Raw genomic sequence first — 18811 nt, 5'->3', positions numbered from 1 at the left:
TTAAACTCTGCCCACCAGCTTGCATACTGGTGGGCAGCGTCGTTTTGAGAGGAATAACAATGCGGATCCTGCTGGTGGAAGATGATGTGATGTTGGGAGATGGCATGCAGGATGCGCTGCGCCACAGTGGCTATACGGTGGACTGGCTGCAACAGGGGCTGCCCGCCCTGACAGCCCTCAAGTGCGACGAATTCGCCGCCCTGATTCTGGATCTCAACCTGCCCGATATCGACGGCCTCAGCCTGCTGCGCAAGTTGCGCCGTGAAGGACACCAGCTACCGGTGCTGATCCTCACCGCCCGCGATGCCCTCGACGATCGGGTGATCGGCCTCGACGCCGGTTCCGATGACTACATGGTCAAACCCTTCGCCCTGCAGGAGCTCAACGCCCGCCTGCGCGCACTGGTGCGCCGCAGCAAGGGGCAGGCTCAGGCCGTGCTGGAGTATGGCGACATCCTCATCTATCCCGAATCCCAGCAGGTCACCTATCAGGGGGAGGCTGTCAAACTCACCCCCCACGAATACAAGCTGCTGCAGGAGCTGGTCAGCCAGAGCGGACGGGTGCTGAGCAAGGATCAGCTGCAGCAGAGCCTCTATGGCTGGGATGAAGGGGCAGAGAGCAACGCGGTAGAGGTGCATATCCACCATCTGCGCAAGAAGTTCTACAGCGACCTTATCCGCAATATTCGCGGGGTCGGTTACATCATTCCTCAGCTTGATCAGGCCACCCGGAGCCCCACCAGATGAAACGCCCCCGCTCCATACGCCGTTTTCTGCTCACCGGCATCCTGACGCTGGTAGGGCTCAGTCTCACCATCAGCGCCGTGATCGGCTATTTGGAAGCGAGTCACGAGATGGAGGAGCTGTTCGATGCCCGGCTGGCCCAATCAGCCCGCATCACCAACCAGCTGCTGGGCCGCTATATGGCCCAGCAGGGGCAACTTCCGGCCAATGGCACCGTCTATCAGGAGTGGGAACAACAGAACCCCGACAACTGGCAGAAGGATGCCAGCCTCAACCTGAGCGGCGAGGATCGGGATACCACCCCCTATGGTCATGAGTTCGAGCGCAACCTCTACTTCCAGCTGCTCAATGAGCAGGGCAAGCTGCTGCTGCGCTCCCCGAGCGCCCCGGATCAACCGCTGGTCGCCCTGGCTCGCGGCTTTGATACGGTCGATAAAGGTCATCACCAATGGCGCACCTTCACGCTCTACAACGAGGATGCGCACACCTGGCTGGTCGTCGCGGAGCGGGACGACGAACGCAGCGAACTGGCCAGCAAGATGGCCACTCTCACCATGTTGCCACTGCTGCTCACACTCCCCTTCCTGCTGATCCTGCTCTGGTGGCTCATCACCCGCGGGCTGGCCCCCTTGCGCCAGTTGGCACAAGCGATCAGCGAGCGCCACCCGGCCAACCTGAGCCCGCTCAATCTCAAGAGCAGCGCCCATGAGCTGACCCCGCTCACCAACGAGATCAACCGCCTGATGCATGCCCTTGCCGAGACCATCGAGCGGGAGAAACAGTTCACCAACGAGGCAGCCCACGAGCTGCGCACCCCGCTGGCAGTACTGCGCATCCACAGTGAAAATGCCCTGGCAGCCGACGATGACGCCAGCCGTCAGCAATCACTGCACAAGATGCTGCAGGCCCTCGATCGCAGTGATCGGCTGATCCGCCAGCTGCTGACCCAGGCCCGTATCGACAACCAGCAGGGGCTGGTATTGACCGAGCTGGAGGTGGGCCATCTGCTGCAAGGCACTCTGGCGACCCTGGCACCCATCGCCCTCAAGAAGGATCAGCAACTGTCGCTGGAGTGTGAATTGCCGCTGCAGGTGATGGGGCAGGCCACCCTGCTCGACCTGCTGTTCAGCAACCTGATCGACAATGCGCTGCGCTACACCCAGCCGGAAGGCGAGATCAAAGTCCGGGTACAGCGGGAGGGAAACCGGGTGAGGGTGGATGTGAGCGACAATGGCCCCGGCATTCCCACCAGTGCCCTGTCGCGACTGTGTGAACGCTTCTTTCGGGTCAATCCCCAGCAGGGGGATGGCGTGGGTCTCGGCATGGCTATCGTGTCGCGCATTGCCCAGCTGCACGGCGCCGATCTCGATGTCCACAACCGGCCGGAAGGGGGGCTGGAGGTGAGTGTGTTACTCCCGCTTCCGCCGGCAAGATAAGCGATAAGCAAACAGCCCGCGATGCGGGCTGTTTGCTTTCAATGACACGCTGGCTGCACGGTAAAGGTTCGACTGGCATCCACCGGTCCCAGCTCCGCCAGCAGACGGCGACCCAGCAGCACCGGATAGATCATCTTGCTGCGATCCCGCAGGGTGAACCACTCCTCATACACCTTGTTCCCCAGACAGATGGACATGGTCACCGTTGGCCGCTGCTCCATGCCGCCCGCTCCGCGCACCGTTACACTGCGCTCAACCTGACGCTCGAACTGCTGCTTGACCAGCTTGCCGCTGTCGGCATCGGTCACCACCAGCATGAAGCGCACCCAGGGTTTTCCGTCACGCTTGAAGTGGACGAGAGAGCGCGCATCGAGGGAAGAGGTGAGCGCACCGGTGTCGAGTTTCATCTTCACCGCCACCCCGGAGGGTAAAATAAGTCCCTTCTCAATCCAGCCATAGCTGGTCGGCGTCTCTGCCAGCGCACTGCCACAGAGTGCCAGCATCAGGGTCATGCCCGCCATCATCTTGCCCATTTCACTGCCCCGCCTTGTCAATCCTGCGCCCAGATCTACCACAGTAGCTTTGGGGGTCAATCTGATTGATTTCAGTCACTTGGATAAAACCACATCCGCCACGACAGAGACGACAAACCGTGCCCGCCGAGAGGCTGAAAAGAGAGAAAACAGAGGGGAGAAAGGAGACACCAAAAGGTGCTGGATGAAGCTGATGGTCAACATCAGGTTGTGACGCCAAAGGCTACCACAACAATGAGTGAATTATCAGTCTTGTTCTGGAGGGATTTTTGCCTACACTGTTGTAAACCGGAGGCCCTGAAAACCACCGGTTTTTTTGCGCCTGCCGAAAATTGACCACTGCAAAAGTGACTTTCAACAAGGCTCAATAAGGAATTCGTAATGCGTATCGAAGAAGACTTGAAGCTCGGTTTCAAGGATGTCCTGTTCCGCCCCAAGCGCTCTACTCTCAAGAGCCGTTCCCAAGTCAGCCTGACCCGTCAGTTCACCTTCAAGCACACCCAGACTCAATGGCAAGGCGTTCCCGTTATCGCCGCCAACATGGATACCGTCGGCAGCTTCGCCATGGCCAGAACCCTGGCTGGCTTCGAGATGATGACCGCAGTACACAAACACTACAGCCTTGAGCAGTGGCAAACCTTCGTCAACGAAACCGATCCGGCCCTGCTGGGCCATGTGATGGTATCGACCGGCACCTCGCCGGATGACTTCGCTAAGACCCGCAAAATCCTCGCCATGTCCGAAGCGCTGCGCTTCATCTGTGTCGACGTGGCCAACGGCTACTCCGAACACTTCGTCGAGTTCGTGCGCAAAATCCGTGAAGCCTGCCCCAACCACGTCATCCTGGCGGGCAACGTGGTGACCGGTGAGATGGTCGAAGAGCTGATCCTCTCCGGCGCCGACATCGTCAAGGTTGGCATCGGCCCGGGCTCGGTCTGCACCACTCGCGTCAAGACCGGTGTGGGCTATCCGCAGCTCTCCGCCATTATCGAGTGTGCCGATGCAGCCCACGGCCTCGGTGGCCAGATCGTCGGTGACGGCGGCTGCACCTGCCCGGGCGATGTCGCCAAAGCCTTTGGCGGCGGCGCCGACTTCGTCATGCTGGGCGGCATGCTGGCAGCCCACGAGGAGTGCGGTGGCGAAATCGTTGATGTGAACGGCGAACCCTTCATGAAGTTCTATGGCATGAGCTCCTCCAGCGCCATGGACAAGCACGCAGGTGGCGTTGCCGAGTACCGCGCCTCCGAAGGCAAGATGGTGCTGCTGCCCTATCGCGGCCCGGTCGAGAACGCCGTGCGCGACATCCTCGGCGGCGTGCGCTCCACCTGTACTTACGTGGGTGCCAGCCAGCTGAAAGAACTGACCAAGCGCACCACCTTTATCCGGGTACGCGAGCAAGAGAACAACGTCTACGGTAAAGAGTAAAATTGGTTCATCTGCTTTAACCTCCAGCTTAAAGAGCTGAACAAAGCACACACCACCTTTATCCGGGTACGCGAGCAAGAGAACAACGTCAACGGCAAGGAGTAACCTGCCACAGACCGCCGTCACGCGCTGACGGTTAGAAGCCAATCCACCGGTGTGCTACCCTGCGCACCGGTTTTTTTGCATCTGGAACCCCGAGCCATGACCAGCCCCCTGCCCCCCTTTGACTGGGATATCTTCTGTTGCGTCGTCGACAACTTCGGTGACATCGGCGTCACCTGGCGGCTCGCTCGCCAGCTAAAGCGGGAGGGGAAGATCCCCACCCACGGCAATGACGTACAGGTGCGGCTCTGGGTGGACGATCTGGCAAGTTTCGCCCGCATCTGCCCCGGGCTCGACCCGGCGCAGGATGGTCAGTGGGTCGATGGGATCTATATCCAGCACTGGCATGAGACCCTGCCGACCGACATGACCCCGGCCAGGGTGGTGATCGAAGCCTTTGCCTGCGAACTGCCCACCCCCTTCATAGAACTGATGGCGAGCCAACCCAAGCCCCCCTGCTGGATCAATCTGGAGTACCTCTCGGCAGAGAGCTGGGTCGAGGATTGCCACGGCCTCGCCTCGCCACAGCGAGTTGGCAACCAGAGCCTCAACAAATACTTCTTCTTCCCGGGCTTTACCGCTAAAACCGGCGGCCTTTTGTGCGAGCACGACCTCATCACCGAACGGGAGCAGTGGCAGCAAGATGATGCGGGACTGGCAGCCTACTGGGCCAGCCTCGGTTTGCCGCCCAAACAAGAGAACGAGCTGCGGGTCAGCCTCTTTACCTACGAGAGCGATGCGCTGCAAAGCCTGGTCGAGAGCTGGTGCCAGAGCACCACGCCCGTCACCCTGCTGCTGCCGCTGGGGCGCTCACTGCAGGATGTGCTGCGCGGCGCAAACCTTGAAAGCGCCATCACCACCGCCAAGGCGGGGGATCTGCTCCACTCGGGCAACCTCACCATCAAGCTGCTGCCGATGACCGATCAGACCGGTTACGATCGGCTGCTGTGGAGCTGCGATCTCAATCTGGTACGCGGGGAGGACTCCTTCGTGCGGGCCCAGTGGGCAGCCCGTCCTTTCCTCTGGCACATCTACCAGCAGGAAGAGGATGCTCATCTGGTCAAGCTGGAGCAGTTCCTTGACCACTACTTATCTGACTTGTCAGATCTGGCCGATCTGCCCGCCGAGTGCGCCCAATGGCTGCGCCGGTTCAATCTGGCCCTCAATCGTGGCGAAGATTGCCGCGAACTTTGGGCCCAATGGCCCCGATATAGCGCTATTTGGCAGCAATATGGGCGAAGCTGGTCACAGAAGTTGCTCCGGGACGGGGATCTCGTCACGCGGTTGGTGAAATTTTTAGAAAGCCGTATATAATCTGGCAGTTTTTATCCGTCCGTTTCACGAACAGGAATTTTTTACATGAAAACCGCACAGGAAATCCGCGCTGGTAACGTAGTCATGATCGGCACCGAGCCGATGGTGGTTCAGAAGGCTGAATTCAACAAATCCGGCCGTAACTCCGCCGTGGTCAAAATGAAGCTGAAGGGCCTGCTGAACGGCAGCGCTACCGAGACCGTCTTCAAGGCCGACGACAAGCTGGACGTAGTTCAGCTGGAACGTAAAGAGTGCACCTACTCCTACTTCTCCGATCCCCTGTATGTCTTTATGGACACCGAGTACAACCAGTACGACGTAGAGAAAGACAACCTGGGTGACGTGCTGAACTACCTGGTAGACGGCATGGAAGACATCTGCGAAGTGACTTTCTACAACGAGAAAGCCATCTCCGTAGAACTGCCGACCACCATCGTGCGCGAAGTTGAGTACACCGAACCGGCTGCCCGTGGCGACACCTCCGGTAAAGTGACCAAGCCTGCCCGTCTGAAAGGCACTACCTACGAGCTGGCTGTTGCCGCCTTCGTAGAGATCGGTGACAAGATCGAAATCGACAGCCGCACCGGCGAATTCAAGCGTCGCGTCAACTAATTGAGCGCTTTGAATTGATTGCAAAAAAGCGAGCCACCGGCTCGCTTTTTTATTACCTGCGCATTGCCATTACACCGCCCGCCTTCAGAAAATCCCGCCGCCGCCGCTAACCCAGTTAACCGGGGAGCACACTATGGCCAGATTATCCTTATCACTGCTGTTATTGACCTTGCTGGCTGGCCATGGGGCAGAAGCGAGCGACGTCGCCCCCCCCGTCGCCGAGCCACTGCCCCTCGACCACTGGCAAGCCAGCGACTGGAAAGGGCTGCCCGATGCTACCCAGATCGACAAGCAGACGGTGCTGTTCGCCAAACACGACAGTGAAAACTATGTGGGGCTGGCCATTTTGCTGCCCGACTGGCAGCGCAGCGGCCAGCTGTGGCAACTGACCCGTGCCCTTGGCCAGCTGGGCTTTGATACCCTGCTGCTGCTCCCCTCTCCCCAACAGACCGAGCTCGACCCTGCCGCCGAGAAAAAAGCGAAAAACAGCGATGAATTTCGCAAGCAATTTGCCGAGCGGATCAGCAAGCTGGCCGATGCCAAGCTGCAAGAGGGGGGCTTCAAGCTGATCCTGGCACAAGGCACTGGCGCTGCCTGGACCGCCAACCTCATCGCCAGCGAGCAGTTGCCCGCCCCCGATGCACTGGTGCTGCTCGACGGCTTCTTTCCCAATCAGCAGAGCAACCGGATCATGGCCAAGGAGGTCGCACAGGCAGCCATTCCGACCCTGGATCTCTATCAGGAGGATGGTGGCCGCTGGCCACTCTTAGCCGCAGAGGTCCGCAGAAGCGAGAGCCGCCGCAGCAACAAGCTCAACTACCGCCCCTACGCCCTGATGGAGCTGGAGGAGACTCCCACCCGCATTCAGGGCTGGCTCAACCATCTGGGCTGGCTCTAAACCAGCCGCCACCATCGAGCAACAAAGCGCGCGCAAGCTCACATCTGCCGGATAAAGCCCAACCCTGGCACAGCGGCAGGCTGGCCCTGACTGCATCCTCTTTGGCATCATGACCCCTCGAACCTGAAAAATGGCAGGAAGATCCATGCAGCAAATCGTATTTCTCGACAGCGATACCCTGGATGCGGGCATCACCCTGCATCACCCCGACTTCCCCCATCACTGGCAGAGCTATCCGCGTACCGCCCCGGAACAGGTGGTCGAGCGGCTGAAAAACGCCAGCATCGCCATCATCAACAAGGTGCGGATCGGTGCCGCCGAGCTGGCCCAGCTGCCGGAGCTCAAACTCATCGCACTGGCCGCCACCGGCAGCGACAACGTGGATCTGGAGGCGTGCCGCGCCGCCAACGTCGGGGTGTGCAATATCCGCAACTACTCGGGCCCCTCGGTGCCGGAACACGCCATGGCACTGATGCTGGCCCTGTCGCGCAACCTCTTCTGCTGGCGCCAGTCGCTGCTGGAGGGGCGCTGGCAACAGAGCGGCCAGTTCTGCTTCTTCGACCACAACATCATGGATCTGCACGGCAAGCAGCTCGGCATCATCGGCAAGGGAACCCTGGGTCAGGCGCTCGGCGAACGGGCCAAAGGGATGGGGATGACGGTGCGCTACGCCCAGAGTCAGGTTGGCGCCAGCCATGATGAGGATCGACTGCCACTGGATGAACTGCTGCAAAGCTCGGATGTGATCAGTCTGCACTGCCCGCTCACCCCCTACACCCGCAACCTGATTGGCGAGCGGGAGCTGGGGCTGATGAAAGCGGGGGCTTTGCTGATCAACGTCGGCCGTGGTGGACTGGTGGATGAAGAGGCACTGCTGCAAGCGCTGGCCAATGGCCAGCTCGGTGGCGCAGGCTTCGATGTGGCGAGTGTCGAACCGCCGCCCCCCGACCATCCCTTGATGAAGGCGCTGCAATACCCCCACTTTATCCTGACCCCCCATGTGGCCTGGGCCAGCGAGGAGTCAATGCAGCGTCTCGCCGATCAGCTGATAGACAACATCAACGCCTTTGCCGCCGGTCGCCGCCAGCACCGACTGGTATGACCGCGCGATCTGATAAGCGCAAAGAGAGTGACCACACCATGAAAAACGGGGCCAACAGGCCCCGTTTTGCATCTTCAGAATGCCCTGCGCGCGCATCAATCGTCGTCGTGATCTCTGTGCTTTTTATGCTTCTTGTGCTTTTTGTGGTGTTTGTGATGGTGGTCGTCATCATCATCGTAATAGCGATCCTGGCTCTGGTGACCATCGCCGGTCTTGGCACCGATGGCCGAGCCGCTCGCCCCGCCAACCCCGGCCCCGATCAGCTGACCAGTATCACCGCCGACACTCTTGCCGATGGCAGCACCACCCAGCGCCCCCACCGCGCCGCCAAGGGCCGCTTCATTCTTGTTGCCCTTGTTAGCCGTCGCCGCACCACCGGCGGCACCACCCAACGCAGCCCCCACCAGCGCACCGGTATCACCACCCAGCTCCTTGCCGATCATGGTGCCCGCCACTCCGCCTGCGCCGCCCCCCAGAATGGTATTGAGGGTCTCGGAGGCGTGCACGGTCGTGCTGCCAGCCAGCAAGGCGCCCAGCAAAACCAGCGCGCGAATGCCACCGCTATTCATCTCCATGGATACTCCTGTCAAACCTGATTAATTTCCCCTGCACTATTAACCTGCACTATACAAACCGGCAAGCGGCAAGCCAGTGGAGGGATTGCGGTAGGTAGCTCTTCGCTTGAAACCCGGCAACAGGTGTGACTGGCAAGATCGAATTCAATCGCTTGAATAACCACAAGAAAATTTTCATTTCACAGGAATGGTGCAACCCTCGGCAATGCCGGGAGGCTGTCGCAGCCCCACCCCGACAGCTGACGATCGGACAGCTCCTGTCACCAGCACGGGGCTTGTGAGCGCAATCTCAGCAGTGCTGGCTGCCCAACTGCTCGATGATGGTGCTGCGCAGCAGAGCTCGCCCCTCGTCGATGCGGGTCGATCGGGAGAGTCCTTTCGCCCACATCAGCGCCAGCGTACGACTCAGCACCGGTTGATGCAGATCCACCACCTTGAGCTGGGGATCACAGAGATGGGCGGTATAGAGCCTGGGCAGGATGGCAATGGCCAGCCCCGAGCGTACCAGACCGTACAGGGTCTCGACATAGTCGGTGGTGTATCTGGGCTTTAGCCCGGGCAACTGGCTCTGGGCCAACCCGTGGACCTGTCGACTGACGTTGCCTCTGGCAAACAGGGCGATATCGCGGTGAGCCAGCAGCTGCCAACAGAGCATCTCCTCCGTTGCCAGCTGATCCTGTCGGTTGATCACCGCCACCAGCGCATCGTCCAGCAGCGGCGTGACCTCGAGCGAGTCGGGCAGATCGCCATCCAGCACGCCAATCCCCGCATCCAGCGACCCCTCGGCCAGCGCCTGCAGCAGGCCATCATTGGTGTGATCCTGAAACTCGACCCGCAAACCGGGAAACTGCTGCTGCAGACGAGCGGCCGCCAGCGGGAACATAAGGGCACAGGCCGACGGGATCAGACCGATGCGCAGGGTACCATCGCCCCCTTCGGCCATCACCTGCTGCATGTCGGCAAAAGCGGCGTGGGCCACATTGAGCAGCCCCTTGGCGTGGGGCAGGATCGCCTCTCCCTGCTCGGTCAGGGTGACCGCCTGCGCGGTGCGATGGAACAATTTGCCGCCAAGCACAGATTCAATCTGTCGCAAGGCGCTGCTCAGGGCGGGTTGACTGATGGCCATCTGGTTGGCCGTTTCGGTGAAGTGGCGCAGCTGGGCCAGAGTGACAAAATACTGGATCTGCTTGAGAGAGAGCGCAGGCAGACGGCGCCAGGGTTCAGACATGGAAGAGACAACCGGAGAAAAACGTTTGCAACAGCATAACCCTTTCTTATCCAGTTATAAATTCTTTGCGCTATGCATGGGCCAATCCTCTCCCTAAAGTGTGCCCATTATTCCCCTTGTCAGGCCTCTCCTTCATGTGTGAACAAGATGCATCCCTCAACTTGCGCCGCCGCGCCGTGCAGGCGGCCCTCGGCGAAGCGCCCTTCGATCTGCAGCTCACCAACGCCAACCTGATCGACATGGTGACCGGCGAGATCCGCCCCGCCGACGTGGGACTGGTCGGCCCGCTGATCGCCAGCGTTCACCCGGTCGGCACCTTCCAGCAGGCGAGCGAAACCCACGATCTGGCCGGTGCCTATCTCTCGCCCGGTCTTATCGACAGCCATGTCCATGTGGAGAGCTCCCACCTGACGCCGGAGCGCTACGCCGATGTAGTGGTCGCGCAGGGCACCACCACCATCTTCTGGGATCCCCACGAGCTGGCCAATGTGCTCGGGCTGGAGGGGGTGCGCTACGCCATCGACGCCAGCCGCAATCTGCCGCTGCGGGTCATCTGCGCCGCCCCCTCCAGCGTCCCCTCGACGCCGGGTCTCGAGATGTCAGGCGCCGACTTCCACGGCCCCGAGATGGCCACCATGCAGGAGTGGCCGGAGGTGGCGGGGATCGCCGAGGTGATGGACATGCAGGGGGTGCTGGGCGGCAGCGAGCGGATGACCGGCATTCTGCACGCTGGTTTGCAACGCAATGCCCTGATTGAGGGACACGCCCGGGGCCTCACTGGTCACCGGCTGCAAGCCTATCTGGCGGCCGGGGTCAGCTCGGATCACGAACTCACCTCAGCTGCCGATGCGCTGGAGAAGCTGCGGGCCGGGCTCACCCTCCAGCTGCGCGGCTCCCACCCCTATCTGCTGCCGGAGATCGTCGCGGCGCTGAAACAGCTGCCCCACCTCTCCTCCCAAATCACCCTCTGTACCGACGATGTGCCGCCCGACATGCTGCTGGAGAAGGGAGGCATGATTGCGCTGGTCAAACTGCTGGCTGAGCTGGGGCTGGCGGTACCCGACGTGCTGCGAATGGCCACCCTCAATGCCGCCATCCGTCTGCAGCGCAACGATCTCGGGCTGGTTGCCGCTGGCCGCTGCGCCGATCTGGTGGTGTTCGACAACCTCACCGATCTCAACCCGATCTGGGTCTACAGCGGTGGCCAGCGGGTCGCCCGCCATGGCGCCATTCTCAAACCCTCCGAGCCTGTCGCTGGTTGTCAGGCGCCGCGCGATACCATGCAGATCCCCCTGCGCACACTGGAGGAGTTCATCATCCGGGTGCCCGGGCTGACTGCGGGGCGTGCCCGCTTCAAGACCATCAAGGGGGCTCGCTTCACCCAGTGGAGTGAAACCGAGGTTGAGGTTCGGGATGGTCAGGTCATCGTGCCGACGGGATTTAGCCTCATCTCGGTGCAACACCGCCACGGCCGCCATCAGGCGGGCACCCGGCTGGCGCTGCTGGAGGGGTGGGGCGAGCTGCAAGGGGCCATCGCCACCAGCTACTCCCACGACTCCCACAATCTGGTGGTGCTGGGGCGCGACCCGCAAGAGATGATGCTGGCCGCCAACACCCTGATCGCCAGCGGAGGCGGCATGGCGGTCGTTCAGCAAGGTGAGGTGCTGGCCCACGTTGCCATGCCTATCGCGGGCATGCTCTCCGACCTGCCAGCCAGCGAACTGGCCGCCAGTTTCCACGCCCTGCGCAAAGTGAGCGGCAAGGTGGTGGAGTGGGAGCCCCCCTACCGGGTCTTCAAGGCCATCGAGGGGACCTGTCTTGCCTGCAATGCGGGGCCGCATTTGACCGATCTCGGCCTCACCGACGGCCTGACCCGCGAGATTGTCGATCCCTTCATCTGCTGCTGGCCCCACGATGCCAGCCAAGCCGATTAACCTCGAGGAGAACAGCGTGAACCCTGTCGCCATTATTCTGGATACCGACCCCGGCATCGACGATGCCGTTGCCATCGCCGCCGCCCTGTTTCATCCCGGGATCGAGCTGGCGCTCATCACCACGGTCGCCGGCAACGTCGATGTCAGCAAGACCACCTGCAACGCCCTGCGCCTGCTGCACTTTTTCGGCCAAGAGGTACCGGTGGCACAGGGGGCCAGCCAGCCCCTCGTGCGCCCTCTCGACAATGCCAGCCACATCCACGGCCACTCCGGCCTCGATGGTTACGAGTTTGCCGAGCCTAGGCAACAGCCGCTGCCAATCCATGCCGTCGAAGCCATGAAGGCCACCCTGCTAGCCAGCGAACAGCCCATGACGCTGGTGCCCATCGGGCCGCTGACCAATATCGCCCTGCTGCTCACCCAGCACCCCGAGTGTCGGGAGAAGATCGCGCGGATCGTGCTGATGGGCGGCTCGGCCGGTCGGGGCAACCACACCCCCAATGCCGAGTTCAATATTTACGTGGATCCGGAAGCGGCCCACATTGTCTTCAGCAGTGGCCTGCCCATCGTGATGTGCGGGCTCGATGTCACCAGCCGGGCCACCCTGACCGGCGAGATGATTGCGGCGCTGCCCGCCCTCAACCGCACCGGCGCCATGCTCCACGCCCTGTTCGGCCACTATCGCGGCGGCAGCATGCAGACTGGGCTCAAGATGCACGATCTCTGCGCCATCGCCTACCTGGTGCGCCCCGACCTCTTCATCACCCGGGCCTGCCATGTGGCCATCGAGACCCGGGGTGAGCACACTCTGGGCACCACCGCGGTGGATATCAACAACCGGCTCAAGCGACCGCCCAACGCCGAGGTGTGTCTCGATATCGACGTGCCCGGATTCAGGGCCTGGTGCATGGAGACCCTTGCCCGCGCCATCTGATCCCGAACCGCCAGCTCGCTGGCCCATTCCCATCAAGAAGAGAGTGTTGGAACCATGCTGGAAATAATTGTCAGCACCCTGATCCTGGTCGTCTGCGGCTATCTCATCGCCAAAAACTACGATGCCAAGATAGTGCTGTTTGGTGCCGGACTGCTGCTGATGTTTGCCGCCGTCGGACTGGGTCACCCGCTACTGCCTGCGGCGCAGAGCAGCGGCCTCAGCTGGCTTGACCCCTTCGTCCAGATCAAGCAGATCTTCATCAGCCAGATGGGCAATGTCGGCCTCACCATCATGGTGCTGTTCGGCTTCTCCAGCTACATGAGCCACATCGGCGCCAACGACGTCGCCGTCATGTTGCTGACCCGCCCCTTGAGCCGCATCCGCTCCCCCTATCTGCTGGTGCCGGTGATTTTCCTGCTAGGCAACCTGCTCTCCTTGGTGGTGCCGAGCGCTGCAAGTCTGGCTGTGCTGCTGATGGCCACCCTCTATCCGGTGCTCAAGGCGTCGAACATGTCCTCCCTCACCGCCGGAGCCGTCATTGCCACCACCGCCACCATCATGCCCAGCCCACTGGGGGCCGATAACGTGCTGGCCGCCCAGAAGCTGGGGATCCCGCTGGTGGAGTACATCGTCTCTTACCACGCCCCCATCTCGCTGCCGACGCTGGCGTTGATGGCGGTGGTGCACTACTTCTGGCAGAAAGCGATGGACAAGCGGCAGCAGGCGCGCGGCGGACTGGAGGAAAAAGAGGAGTCGCTCGCCGTGCCGACCGGGCTGCCGCCCGCCTACTACGGCCTCTTCCCGGTGCTGCCGCTGGTGCTGGTGCTGCTGTTCGGCATCTGCTTCACCCACCTCTCGCTCGGGTTGGTGGAGATCACCTTCGTCTGCCTGCTGCTCACCATAGGGGTGGAGCTGCTGCGCAAAGGCAATATCAAGGAGACCAGCAAGGAGTTCGCCATCTTCTTTACCGGCATGGGGACGGGTCTGGCTCAGGTGGTGTCGCTTATCGTGGCGGCCAGCATGCTGGTGGAGGGGCTCAAAGCCATCGGCATCATAGATACCCTGGTGGACAGTGTGAAGCACATCGACGGTGTCGGCTCCATCCTGATGTTCTTCTTCTCCGGCACGGCGGCGCTGATCGGGTTTATCAGCGGCAGCGGGCTGGCGGTCTTCTACTCCTTTATCAACATCATTCCCGAGATCACCGAGAAGGTCGGGGTCAACAGCGTGTCAGTGGCCCTGCCGATGCAGCTCACCGCCAACCTGATCCGCTCCATGTCGCCGGTCGCAGCGGTGATCATCGTCATCGCCTCGATCACCGGCAGCAACCCCATCGAGATCATCAAGCGCACCTCGGTGCCCATCATCTCGGGCATCCTCTGCTGCATGACCCTCTCCTATCTGCTGTTTAGCTAGGTCCTTGCCCACACACAGGCGATCAACGAGATTGCCTGTGTGCGGGGTATGAGAGGCTGTCGTCATCAGACACATATTGTCAGGATTGCTCCTTGCGGATCACATCGCCCCCTGACGAGAGATGCCAGCAATCCCGACCGCAGCCCTTGCTTTGATAGAGAAGCGCATCGGCCCGTTCAAACAACGCGGTGCAATCCTGCTGATTGCGGGCGCCCCCCGCACTCAGGGTGACCCGCCCCTTGAACTCGCGCCACTGCTGGCTGCGCACCCGGTAGAGCAGATGAGCCAGAGCGGCTTCCAGATCACTGCGTTCAAGTTGCACCAATGCGGCAAATTCATCGCCCCCAATCCGGTAGACCGCATGTTCGCCAAACTCTTCGGTCAGAATGTGGGCAACCCGAACCAACACCTGGTCACCAAAGGCATGGCCAAGGGTGTCATTGATCCCTTTGAAGCAATCCACATCGAACAGCAGCAGCCAAAAATGCAGCTCGGTCTGCTCAAGAGCCAGTTTGTGTTGTTCGAAAGCCCGCCGGTTCATGCTGCCGGTCAGAGGATCGCGCAGCAGCGCATCCTTATCTTTGAGAAAGGTGGCACGTACTTGATCTATTTCACTGAGACTGCGGTGTACAAACCAGGTACTTGCTTCTGCAACCGGCTCGGACGCTGCCGGATCCTGGACAATCCCACTCAGTGAACCGGATACCAATGCCTGCTCCTGACGAAATATCCGCACCAGAAAACCTATGCTGAGAAACCAGATCAGAAACAGTGATAACAGGGGCAGCACCACCATCAAAAGGGACTCTTTGAGGCCGTCACGAAAGACTGAGGGAGGTAAATAGATGTTGAGATCCCAACCAATGTCTTCCAGCTCACGCTTGAGATGAGTGCCATACCAGAGCACATCGAGGCCAAACCAGTTGTGTCCCCCCACCACGTTCCTCGCCTCTGTATCCAGCAGATCAAGATTGCTACCCACGATCAACTCATCGCTGCCGCGCAGGGTGAGATAGAGCGCAGCACGGTTGTTCCCTACTGTTCTTTTCAACGCCTGCTGCAATGTTTTGAATGACATATCCACCATCAGCAACCCCAGCAGGTGCCCCTTGTCATCCCGCACTCGCTTGACCAAGGTAAGGATCAGCTCTCTGGTGCTGTATTCGGGATAGGGGCCAAGCCAGACCGTCTCATCCCCTGGCATGGACAGCACCTTGTACCAGGGGCGCACCGAGGCTCGGTAACCAGCAGGTCGCCCCCACTCGGGATAACTGTTAATCAGGTCAAACTTTGGATTGTAAAAGTAGATGTAATGGCTGCTGCGCTTGATCTGATGAGCAATGGCCCAAATATGATTGTTGGCCGGTTCACCACGGGCAATCGCCTGTTTATCCAGAGAGGCTTCCAGCACTGCGATCTGCCGCTCATTGACCTGCACCATTTCATGGATCAATGCGGCTTCAACCGAGGAGGCCATATGGCCAAAGCCCGCCACCGTCTTGTCGATATCACGCACATAGCTGGCGGCCGCCAGGATCAATGTTGAAAGCAACACTAGGATCCCCAGCACAAAGGAGAGAGGAGCAAGTACGTAATAGCGTCTATTAAGGGGGAGCTGACTCACATCACATCCATAGACCAGATTGATAAGGACTGATTTTAGGGAGGAATCCACTATGGATTATTGATTGCCGTCAGATCTTAACGATTCAAATGAAAACACTCATACTTTGGCTATGAATCAATAATCCCGGGTCGAATATTAACCAACAGGAAAAAGCATCATCACTCTCGGTTAACATTCTGCTCTTGAGAGGGTGGTATAGTCTATAGCTTGAGCAACTGGGGGTGGCTGGCCACAAGGCGGGCGCCCGGTGACTATCACGCAAAGGAGATGTTATGAGCAGTCCGTTTATCGAACAGATCAAAGCACGTCGAACCATCTATGCCCTGGGCGACCAGGTGTCCCATACGCCGGAGCAGCTGACGGCCCTGATCCAGGATGCCATCAGGCACAGCCCCTCCTCCTTCAACTCCCAGAGCTCCCGCGCCGTCATCCTGTTTGGCGCCCAGCACCACAAGCTGTGGGATATCGTCAAAGCCGAGCTGAAAAAGATCGTGCCACCGGAAGCCTACGCCCAGAGCGAAGCCAAGGTGGATGGCAGCTTCCGCGCAGGCTTTGGCACCGTGCTGTTCTTTGAAGACACCGACGTCATCAAGGATCTGCAGCAAAAATTTGCCCTCTATGCCGACAACTTCCCCGTCTGGTCGGAACATGCCACCGGCATCGCCCAGTTCGCGGTCTGGACAACGCTGGCTCAGGAGAAGATCGGCGCCTCCCTGCAGCACTACAACCCCCTCATCGACGAGGCGGTGCGCAAGGAGTGGAACCTGCCCACCAGCTGGCTGCTGCGTGCCCAGATGCCCTTTGGCAGCATCAAGCAACCGGCCGGCGACAAGACCTTTATCGACGACGCCACCCGCTTCCGCGTCTTCAAGTAACTCTTGAGATAGCAAAACGCCCCCGTAGTTCGGGGGCGTTTTTATTGCGCCAGGCCGCGCTGATGGCGATAACTCATACCGCAATATGCGGCCGCAGCGCCTTCCCCAAGCGTTACCTTCACCTCGCACCAGTCGCGGATCACCGCCACCACTGCCGGATTGAGCGGCGCATCACCCCCTACCTGCACCACGGTGCAGCCTGCGCGCAAGGCACTCTCGATACCGGCCGGCGCATCCTCGAACACCAGACAGCGAGCGGGCAAAACGCCAAGCCGTTCGGCTCCCAGCAGATAGGGCTCGGGATCGGGTTTACCATTGACCACCTCTTCGGCCCCCACCAGCACGCTGGGCAGCGGCAAACCGGCACAACGCAGGCGATGGCGGGCAACCCGCTCACTGGCGGAGGTCACGATGGCCCAACGCTCTCGCGGCAAGCGGCGCAGCAGCTCGTCACACCCGGCGATGGCCTCGCCACCGGTATGTTCCATCTCCAGCTCGTCGAGCCGCACCGCCTCCCGCTCCACATCCAGTTGCGGGGCGAGCGCCCGGATCACCTCCCGCGAGCGCATGCCGTGGCACATCGCCAGCACCGGCTCGGGGGCAAGCTGATGATGCTGGCACCAGAGCCGCCACACCTTCTCCACATCACCGGTCGAGCAGACCAGGGTGCCATCCATATCGAGCAGCAGGGCGGATACTGACAAGGTGATGTTGTTCATGTCGACGCTCATACCTGTACCCCGGCCAGCTCGGGCGCAACACCAGAGAGCGCATCGGCAAAGGCCTGCTGCTGGGCTGCTCGCTCATAACAGGCGAGCGCCTGCTCGGCATTGCCAGCCCACACCTGCAACGGGCCGACCACAAACCCCTGTTGCAACAGGCTGGCGAGCAGCTCCCCCGTCTCCGGGGCTACCAATGGCTGGGCCAGCACCAGCGTGCCCTTGATCAAAAAAAGATAACGTTGAGTGGACATGATATGGCTCCTTGTTCCGGTTCGGAGGAGGGCGGTTCCCCCTTGCCAAGCCATTAGAACAAGGCGATTAGATAATTTATAATCAATAAATCGCCACTTTGGATAACCAATTGGAATGAAATTTGACTTGAGGCAATTGCAGGCATTTGTGACGCTGGCCGACACCGCCAACTACCGGGAGGCGGCCAGCCGCCTCTTTATCACCCAACCGGCCCTCACCAAGCAGATCCAGGGGCTGGAGCAGACGCTGGGCTGCACCCTGTTCAAACGGGGCCGCCACGGCGCCGAGCTGACGGCGCTCGGTGCCCAGCTGCTCACTCAGGCGAGTGCGCTGGTCGAGCACGGTCGGGAGTTCGAAAGCCATGCGCTGGCGGTGGCGAGCGGCGTGGCCGGTCGACTCAAGATTGGCTTTGGCCTGTCGAGCTTTGCGCTGGCACCCTCGCTGGTCGCCCGCTTCAAGCAGCAGGTCACGGACGTGATGGTTCATCTGCAGGATATGCCCTCCGCCATCCAGCAGGAGCAGCTGCTCTCCGGCCAGTTGCAGCTTGGCTTTATGCGCAGACCCCAGATGCCGCAGTTGCAGGAACACCGGCTGCTGATCGATCGGCTGGTACTGGCGGTGCCGACCCGAATGACCGAGCCAGACCCGGCCGCATTCGACGTCCAGCTCGCCCTGACCAGCCAGCCACTGCTGCAGATGGTGGGCCACCGTTGTCCCGGTCTCAGCCAGCAGATCGCCGGTTTTCTCGGCGCCAACCGGCTGACCGGCATGATCCAGGAAGCCGAAGATATCCAGACTCTGGTAGCGCTGGTCGCGGCAGGTATCGGCAATGCCATCCTACCGCGCAGCGTCAGCTTTATCGCAGGCCCCGATGTCACCCTTTATCCTCTCTTTGGCCCCTGCGCCGAGTGGGAGGTCAGCATGGTATGGAACCCGGACTTTGCCGATCCCATCCGGGATCACTTCGTCAGGCAGGTGATCGCCAGCCATCCCACGCCGGTCTCGGCCACTCCCGAGCGGTGATACCGACGCTCATGGGCGGCTACAACACCGGCGGCCAAAACAGTGCGCCCCCATCAAGGG

18 protein-coding genes are annotated in these 18811 nt (G+C 60.7%); 12 read left to right on the top strand and 6 right to left on the bottom strand.

The features are described 5' to 3' along the window. Positions 1 to 59: 59 nt before the first annotated feature. Entirely contained in the window at positions 60 to 746 is a 687-nt protein-coding gene (locus LD28_RS0113795; RefSeq protein ID WP_033137530.1) for a response regulator, read from the top strand. Next, the gene (locus LD28_RS0113790; RefSeq protein ID WP_033137529.1) at positions 743 to 2179 is read left to right on the top strand and encodes an ATP-binding protein; all 1437 of its coding nucleotides are present in this window, start codon (positions 743 to 745) and stop codon (positions 2177 to 2179) included. The genes LD28_RS0113795 and LD28_RS0113790 overlap by 4 nt, the downstream gene beginning before the upstream one ends. 38 nt (positions 2180 to 2217) lie before the next feature. Here LD28_RS0113790 and rloA3 read toward each other — a convergent pair whose 3' ends face one another. Then, positions 2218 to 2712 carry a retropepsin-like aspartic peptidase RloA3 gene (rloA3, locus tag LD28_RS0113785; protein WP_081959579.1) on the bottom strand — a complete coding sequence of 165 codons (495 nt, stop codon included), beginning with the start codon at positions 2710 to 2712 and terminating at the stop codon, positions 2218 to 2220. A gap of 381 nt (positions 2713 to 3093) precedes the next feature. Here rloA3 and LD28_RS0113780 point away from each other — a divergent pair, with 381 nt between their 5' ends. The 5 genes from LD28_RS0113780 to LD28_RS0113760 all read left to right on the top strand — a co-directional run bounded on the left by LD28_RS0113780 (position 3094) and on the right by LD28_RS0113760 (position 8165). Continuing rightward, a complete protein-coding gene (locus LD28_RS0113780; RefSeq protein WP_033137528.1) occupies positions 3094 to 4137 on the top strand; it encodes a GMP reductase in 1044 nt (347 codons plus the stop codon). Between the two features lie 201 nt (positions 4138 to 4338). Beyond that, entirely contained in the window at positions 4339 to 5553 is a 1215-nt protein-coding gene (gene earP, locus LD28_RS0113775) for an elongation factor P maturation arginine rhamnosyltransferase EarP (RefSeq protein ID WP_033137527.1), read from the top strand. A gap of 45 nt (positions 5554 to 5598) precedes the next feature. Then, entirely contained in the window at positions 5599 to 6165 is a 567-nt protein-coding gene (efp, locus tag LD28_RS0113770; RefSeq protein ID WP_033137526.1) for an elongation factor P, read from the top strand. 133 nt (positions 6166 to 6298) lie between these two features. Next, positions 6299 to 7063 (top strand): DUF3530 family protein, encoded by a 765-nt coding sequence (locus LD28_RS0113765; RefSeq protein WP_033137525.1) that lies wholly within the window; start codon positions 6299 to 6301, stop codon positions 7061 to 7063. 145 nt (positions 7064 to 7208) lie between these two features. Beyond that, entirely contained in the window at positions 7209 to 8165 is a 957-nt protein-coding gene (locus LD28_RS0113760; RefSeq protein ID WP_033137524.1) for a D-2-hydroxyacid dehydrogenase, read from the top strand. A 95-nt stretch (positions 8166 to 8260) separates the two neighbouring features. Here the strand turns inward: LD28_RS0113760 and LD28_RS0113755 are convergent, their stop codons facing one another. Then, positions 8261 to 8740, bottom strand: coding sequence for a YMGG-like glycine zipper-containing protein (locus LD28_RS0113755; protein ID WP_033137523.1), 480 nt, complete (start codon positions 8738 to 8740; stop codon positions 8261 to 8263). Positions 8741 to 9029: 289 nt separating this feature from the next. Then, on the bottom strand, positions 9030 to 9968 hold the full coding sequence (locus tag LD28_RS0113750) for a LysR family transcriptional regulator (RefSeq protein ID WP_033137522.1): 939 nt from the start codon (positions 9966 to 9968) through the stop codon (positions 9030 to 9032). A gap of 134 nt (positions 9969 to 10102) precedes the next feature. Between LD28_RS0113750 and LD28_RS0113745 the strand changes: the two genes are divergently transcribed. Genes LD28_RS0113745 through dcuC form a run of 3 tightly spaced genes read left to right on the top strand, consistent with a single transcriptional unit; the run spans position 10103 to position 14252 of the window. Continuing rightward, the gene (locus LD28_RS0113745) at positions 10103 to 11902 is read left to right on the top strand and encodes an adenine deaminase (RefSeq protein WP_033137521.1); all 1800 of its coding nucleotides are present in this window, start codon (positions 10103 to 10105) and stop codon (positions 11900 to 11902) included. 16 nt (positions 11903 to 11918) lie between these two features. Continuing rightward, entirely contained in the window at positions 11919 to 12836 is a 918-nt protein-coding gene (rihC, locus tag LD28_RS0113740; protein ID WP_033137574.1) for a ribonucleoside hydrolase RihC, read from the top strand. A gap of 54 nt (positions 12837 to 12890) precedes the next feature. Beyond that, positions 12891 to 14252: a C4-dicarboxylate transporter DcuC gene (gene dcuC / locus LD28_RS0113735; RefSeq protein ID WP_033137520.1), complete on the top strand. Its 1362-nt coding sequence runs from the start codon at positions 12891 to 12893 to the stop codon at positions 14250 to 14252. A gap of 79 nt (positions 14253 to 14331) precedes the next feature. Here the strand turns inward: dcuC and LD28_RS0113730 are convergent, their stop codons facing one another. Continuing rightward, positions 14332 to 15876, bottom strand: a complete 1545-nt coding sequence (locus tag LD28_RS0113730) for a sensor domain-containing diguanylate cyclase (RefSeq protein ID WP_033137519.1) — start codon at positions 15874 to 15876, stop codon at positions 14332 to 14334. A 275-nt stretch (positions 15877 to 16151) separates the two neighbouring features. Here LD28_RS0113730 and LD28_RS0113725 point away from each other — a divergent pair, with 275 nt between their 5' ends. Next, positions 16152 to 16754: a nitroreductase family protein gene (locus LD28_RS0113725; protein ID WP_033137518.1), complete on the top strand. Its 603-nt coding sequence runs from the start codon at positions 16152 to 16154 to the stop codon at positions 16752 to 16754. Positions 16755 to 16795: 41 nt separating this feature from the next. Here the strand turns inward: LD28_RS0113725 and LD28_RS0113720 are convergent, their stop codons facing one another. Together LD28_RS0113720 and LD28_RS0113715 are read right to left on the bottom strand one after the other, a co-directional pair. Further along, entirely contained in the window at positions 16796 to 17473 is a 678-nt protein-coding gene (locus LD28_RS0113720) for an HAD-IA family hydrolase (RefSeq protein WP_050514330.1), read from the bottom strand. Positions 17474 to 17481: 8 nt separating this feature from the next. After that, positions 17482 to 17727: a hypothetical protein gene (locus LD28_RS0113715; RefSeq protein ID WP_033137517.1), complete on the bottom strand. Its 246-nt coding sequence runs from the start codon at positions 17725 to 17727 to the stop codon at positions 17482 to 17484. A 115-nt stretch (positions 17728 to 17842) separates the two neighbouring features. Between LD28_RS0113715 and LD28_RS0113710 the strand changes: the two genes are divergently transcribed. Then, a complete protein-coding gene (locus LD28_RS0113710; RefSeq protein ID WP_033137516.1) occupies positions 17843 to 18751 on the top strand; it encodes a LysR family transcriptional regulator in 909 nt (302 codons plus the stop codon). Positions 18752 to 18811 lie beyond the last annotated feature (60 nt).

Source organism: Aeromonas finlandensis, from assembly GCF_000764645.1.
Classification (GTDB): domain Bacteria; phylum Pseudomonadota; class Gammaproteobacteria; order Enterobacterales; family Aeromonadaceae; genus Aeromonas; species Aeromonas finlandensis.
Note: the sequence above shows the minus strand (reverse complement) of the source record. Positions and strands in the feature narration are given on the sequence as shown.

Coding starts and splice junctions, on each gene's coding strand:
- LD28_RS0113795 (WP_033137530.1), top strand. CDS start 60: ATGCGGATCCTGCTGGTGGAAGATGATGTGATGTTGGGAGATGGCATG.
- LD28_RS0113790 (WP_033137529.1), top strand. CDS start 743: ATGAAACGCCCCCGCTCCATACGCCGTTTTCTGCTCACCGGCATCCTG.
- rloA3 (WP_081959579.1), bottom strand. CDS start 2,712: ATGGGCAAGATGATGGCGGGCATGACCCTGATGCTGGCACTCTGTGGC.
- LD28_RS0113780 (WP_033137528.1), top strand. CDS start 3,094: ATGCGTATCGAAGAAGACTTGAAGCTCGGTTTCAAGGATGTCCTGTTC.
- earP (WP_033137527.1), top strand. CDS start 4,339: ATGACCAGCCCCCTGCCCCCCTTTGACTGGGATATCTTCTGTTGCGTC.
- efp (WP_033137526.1), top strand. CDS start 5,599: ATGAAAACCGCACAGGAAATCCGCGCTGGTAACGTAGTCATGATCGGC.
- LD28_RS0113765 (WP_033137525.1), top strand. CDS start 6,299: ATGGCCAGATTATCCTTATCACTGCTGTTATTGACCTTGCTGGCTGGC.
- LD28_RS0113760 (WP_033137524.1), top strand. CDS start 7,209: ATGCAGCAAATCGTATTTCTCGACAGCGATACCCTGGATGCGGGCATC.
- LD28_RS0113755 (WP_033137523.1), bottom strand. CDS start 8,740: ATGGAGATGAATAGCGGTGGCATTCGCGCGCTGGTTTTGCTGGGCGCC.
- LD28_RS0113750 (WP_033137522.1), bottom strand. CDS start 9,968: ATGTCTGAACCCTGGCGCCGTCTGCCTGCGCTCTCTCTCAAGCAGATC.
- LD28_RS0113745 (WP_033137521.1), top strand. CDS start 10,103: ATGTGTGAACAAGATGCATCCCTCAACTTGCGCCGCCGCGCCGTGCAG.
- dcuC (WP_033137520.1), top strand. CDS start 12,891: ATGCTGGAAATAATTGTCAGCACCCTGATCCTGGTCGTCTGCGGCTAT.
- LD28_RS0113725 (WP_033137518.1), top strand. CDS start 16,152: ATGAGCAGTCCGTTTATCGAACAGATCAAAGCACGTCGAACCATCTAT.
- LD28_RS0113720 (WP_050514330.1), bottom strand. CDS start 17,473: ATGAACAACATCACCTTGTCAGTATCCGCCCTGCTGCTCGATATGGAT.
- LD28_RS0113715 (WP_033137517.1), bottom strand. CDS start 17,727: ATGTCCACTCAACGTTATCTTTTTTTGATCAAGGGCACGCTGGTGCTG.
- LD28_RS0113710 (WP_033137516.1), top strand. CDS start 17,843: ATGAAATTTGACTTGAGGCAATTGCAGGCATTTGTGACGCTGGCCGAC.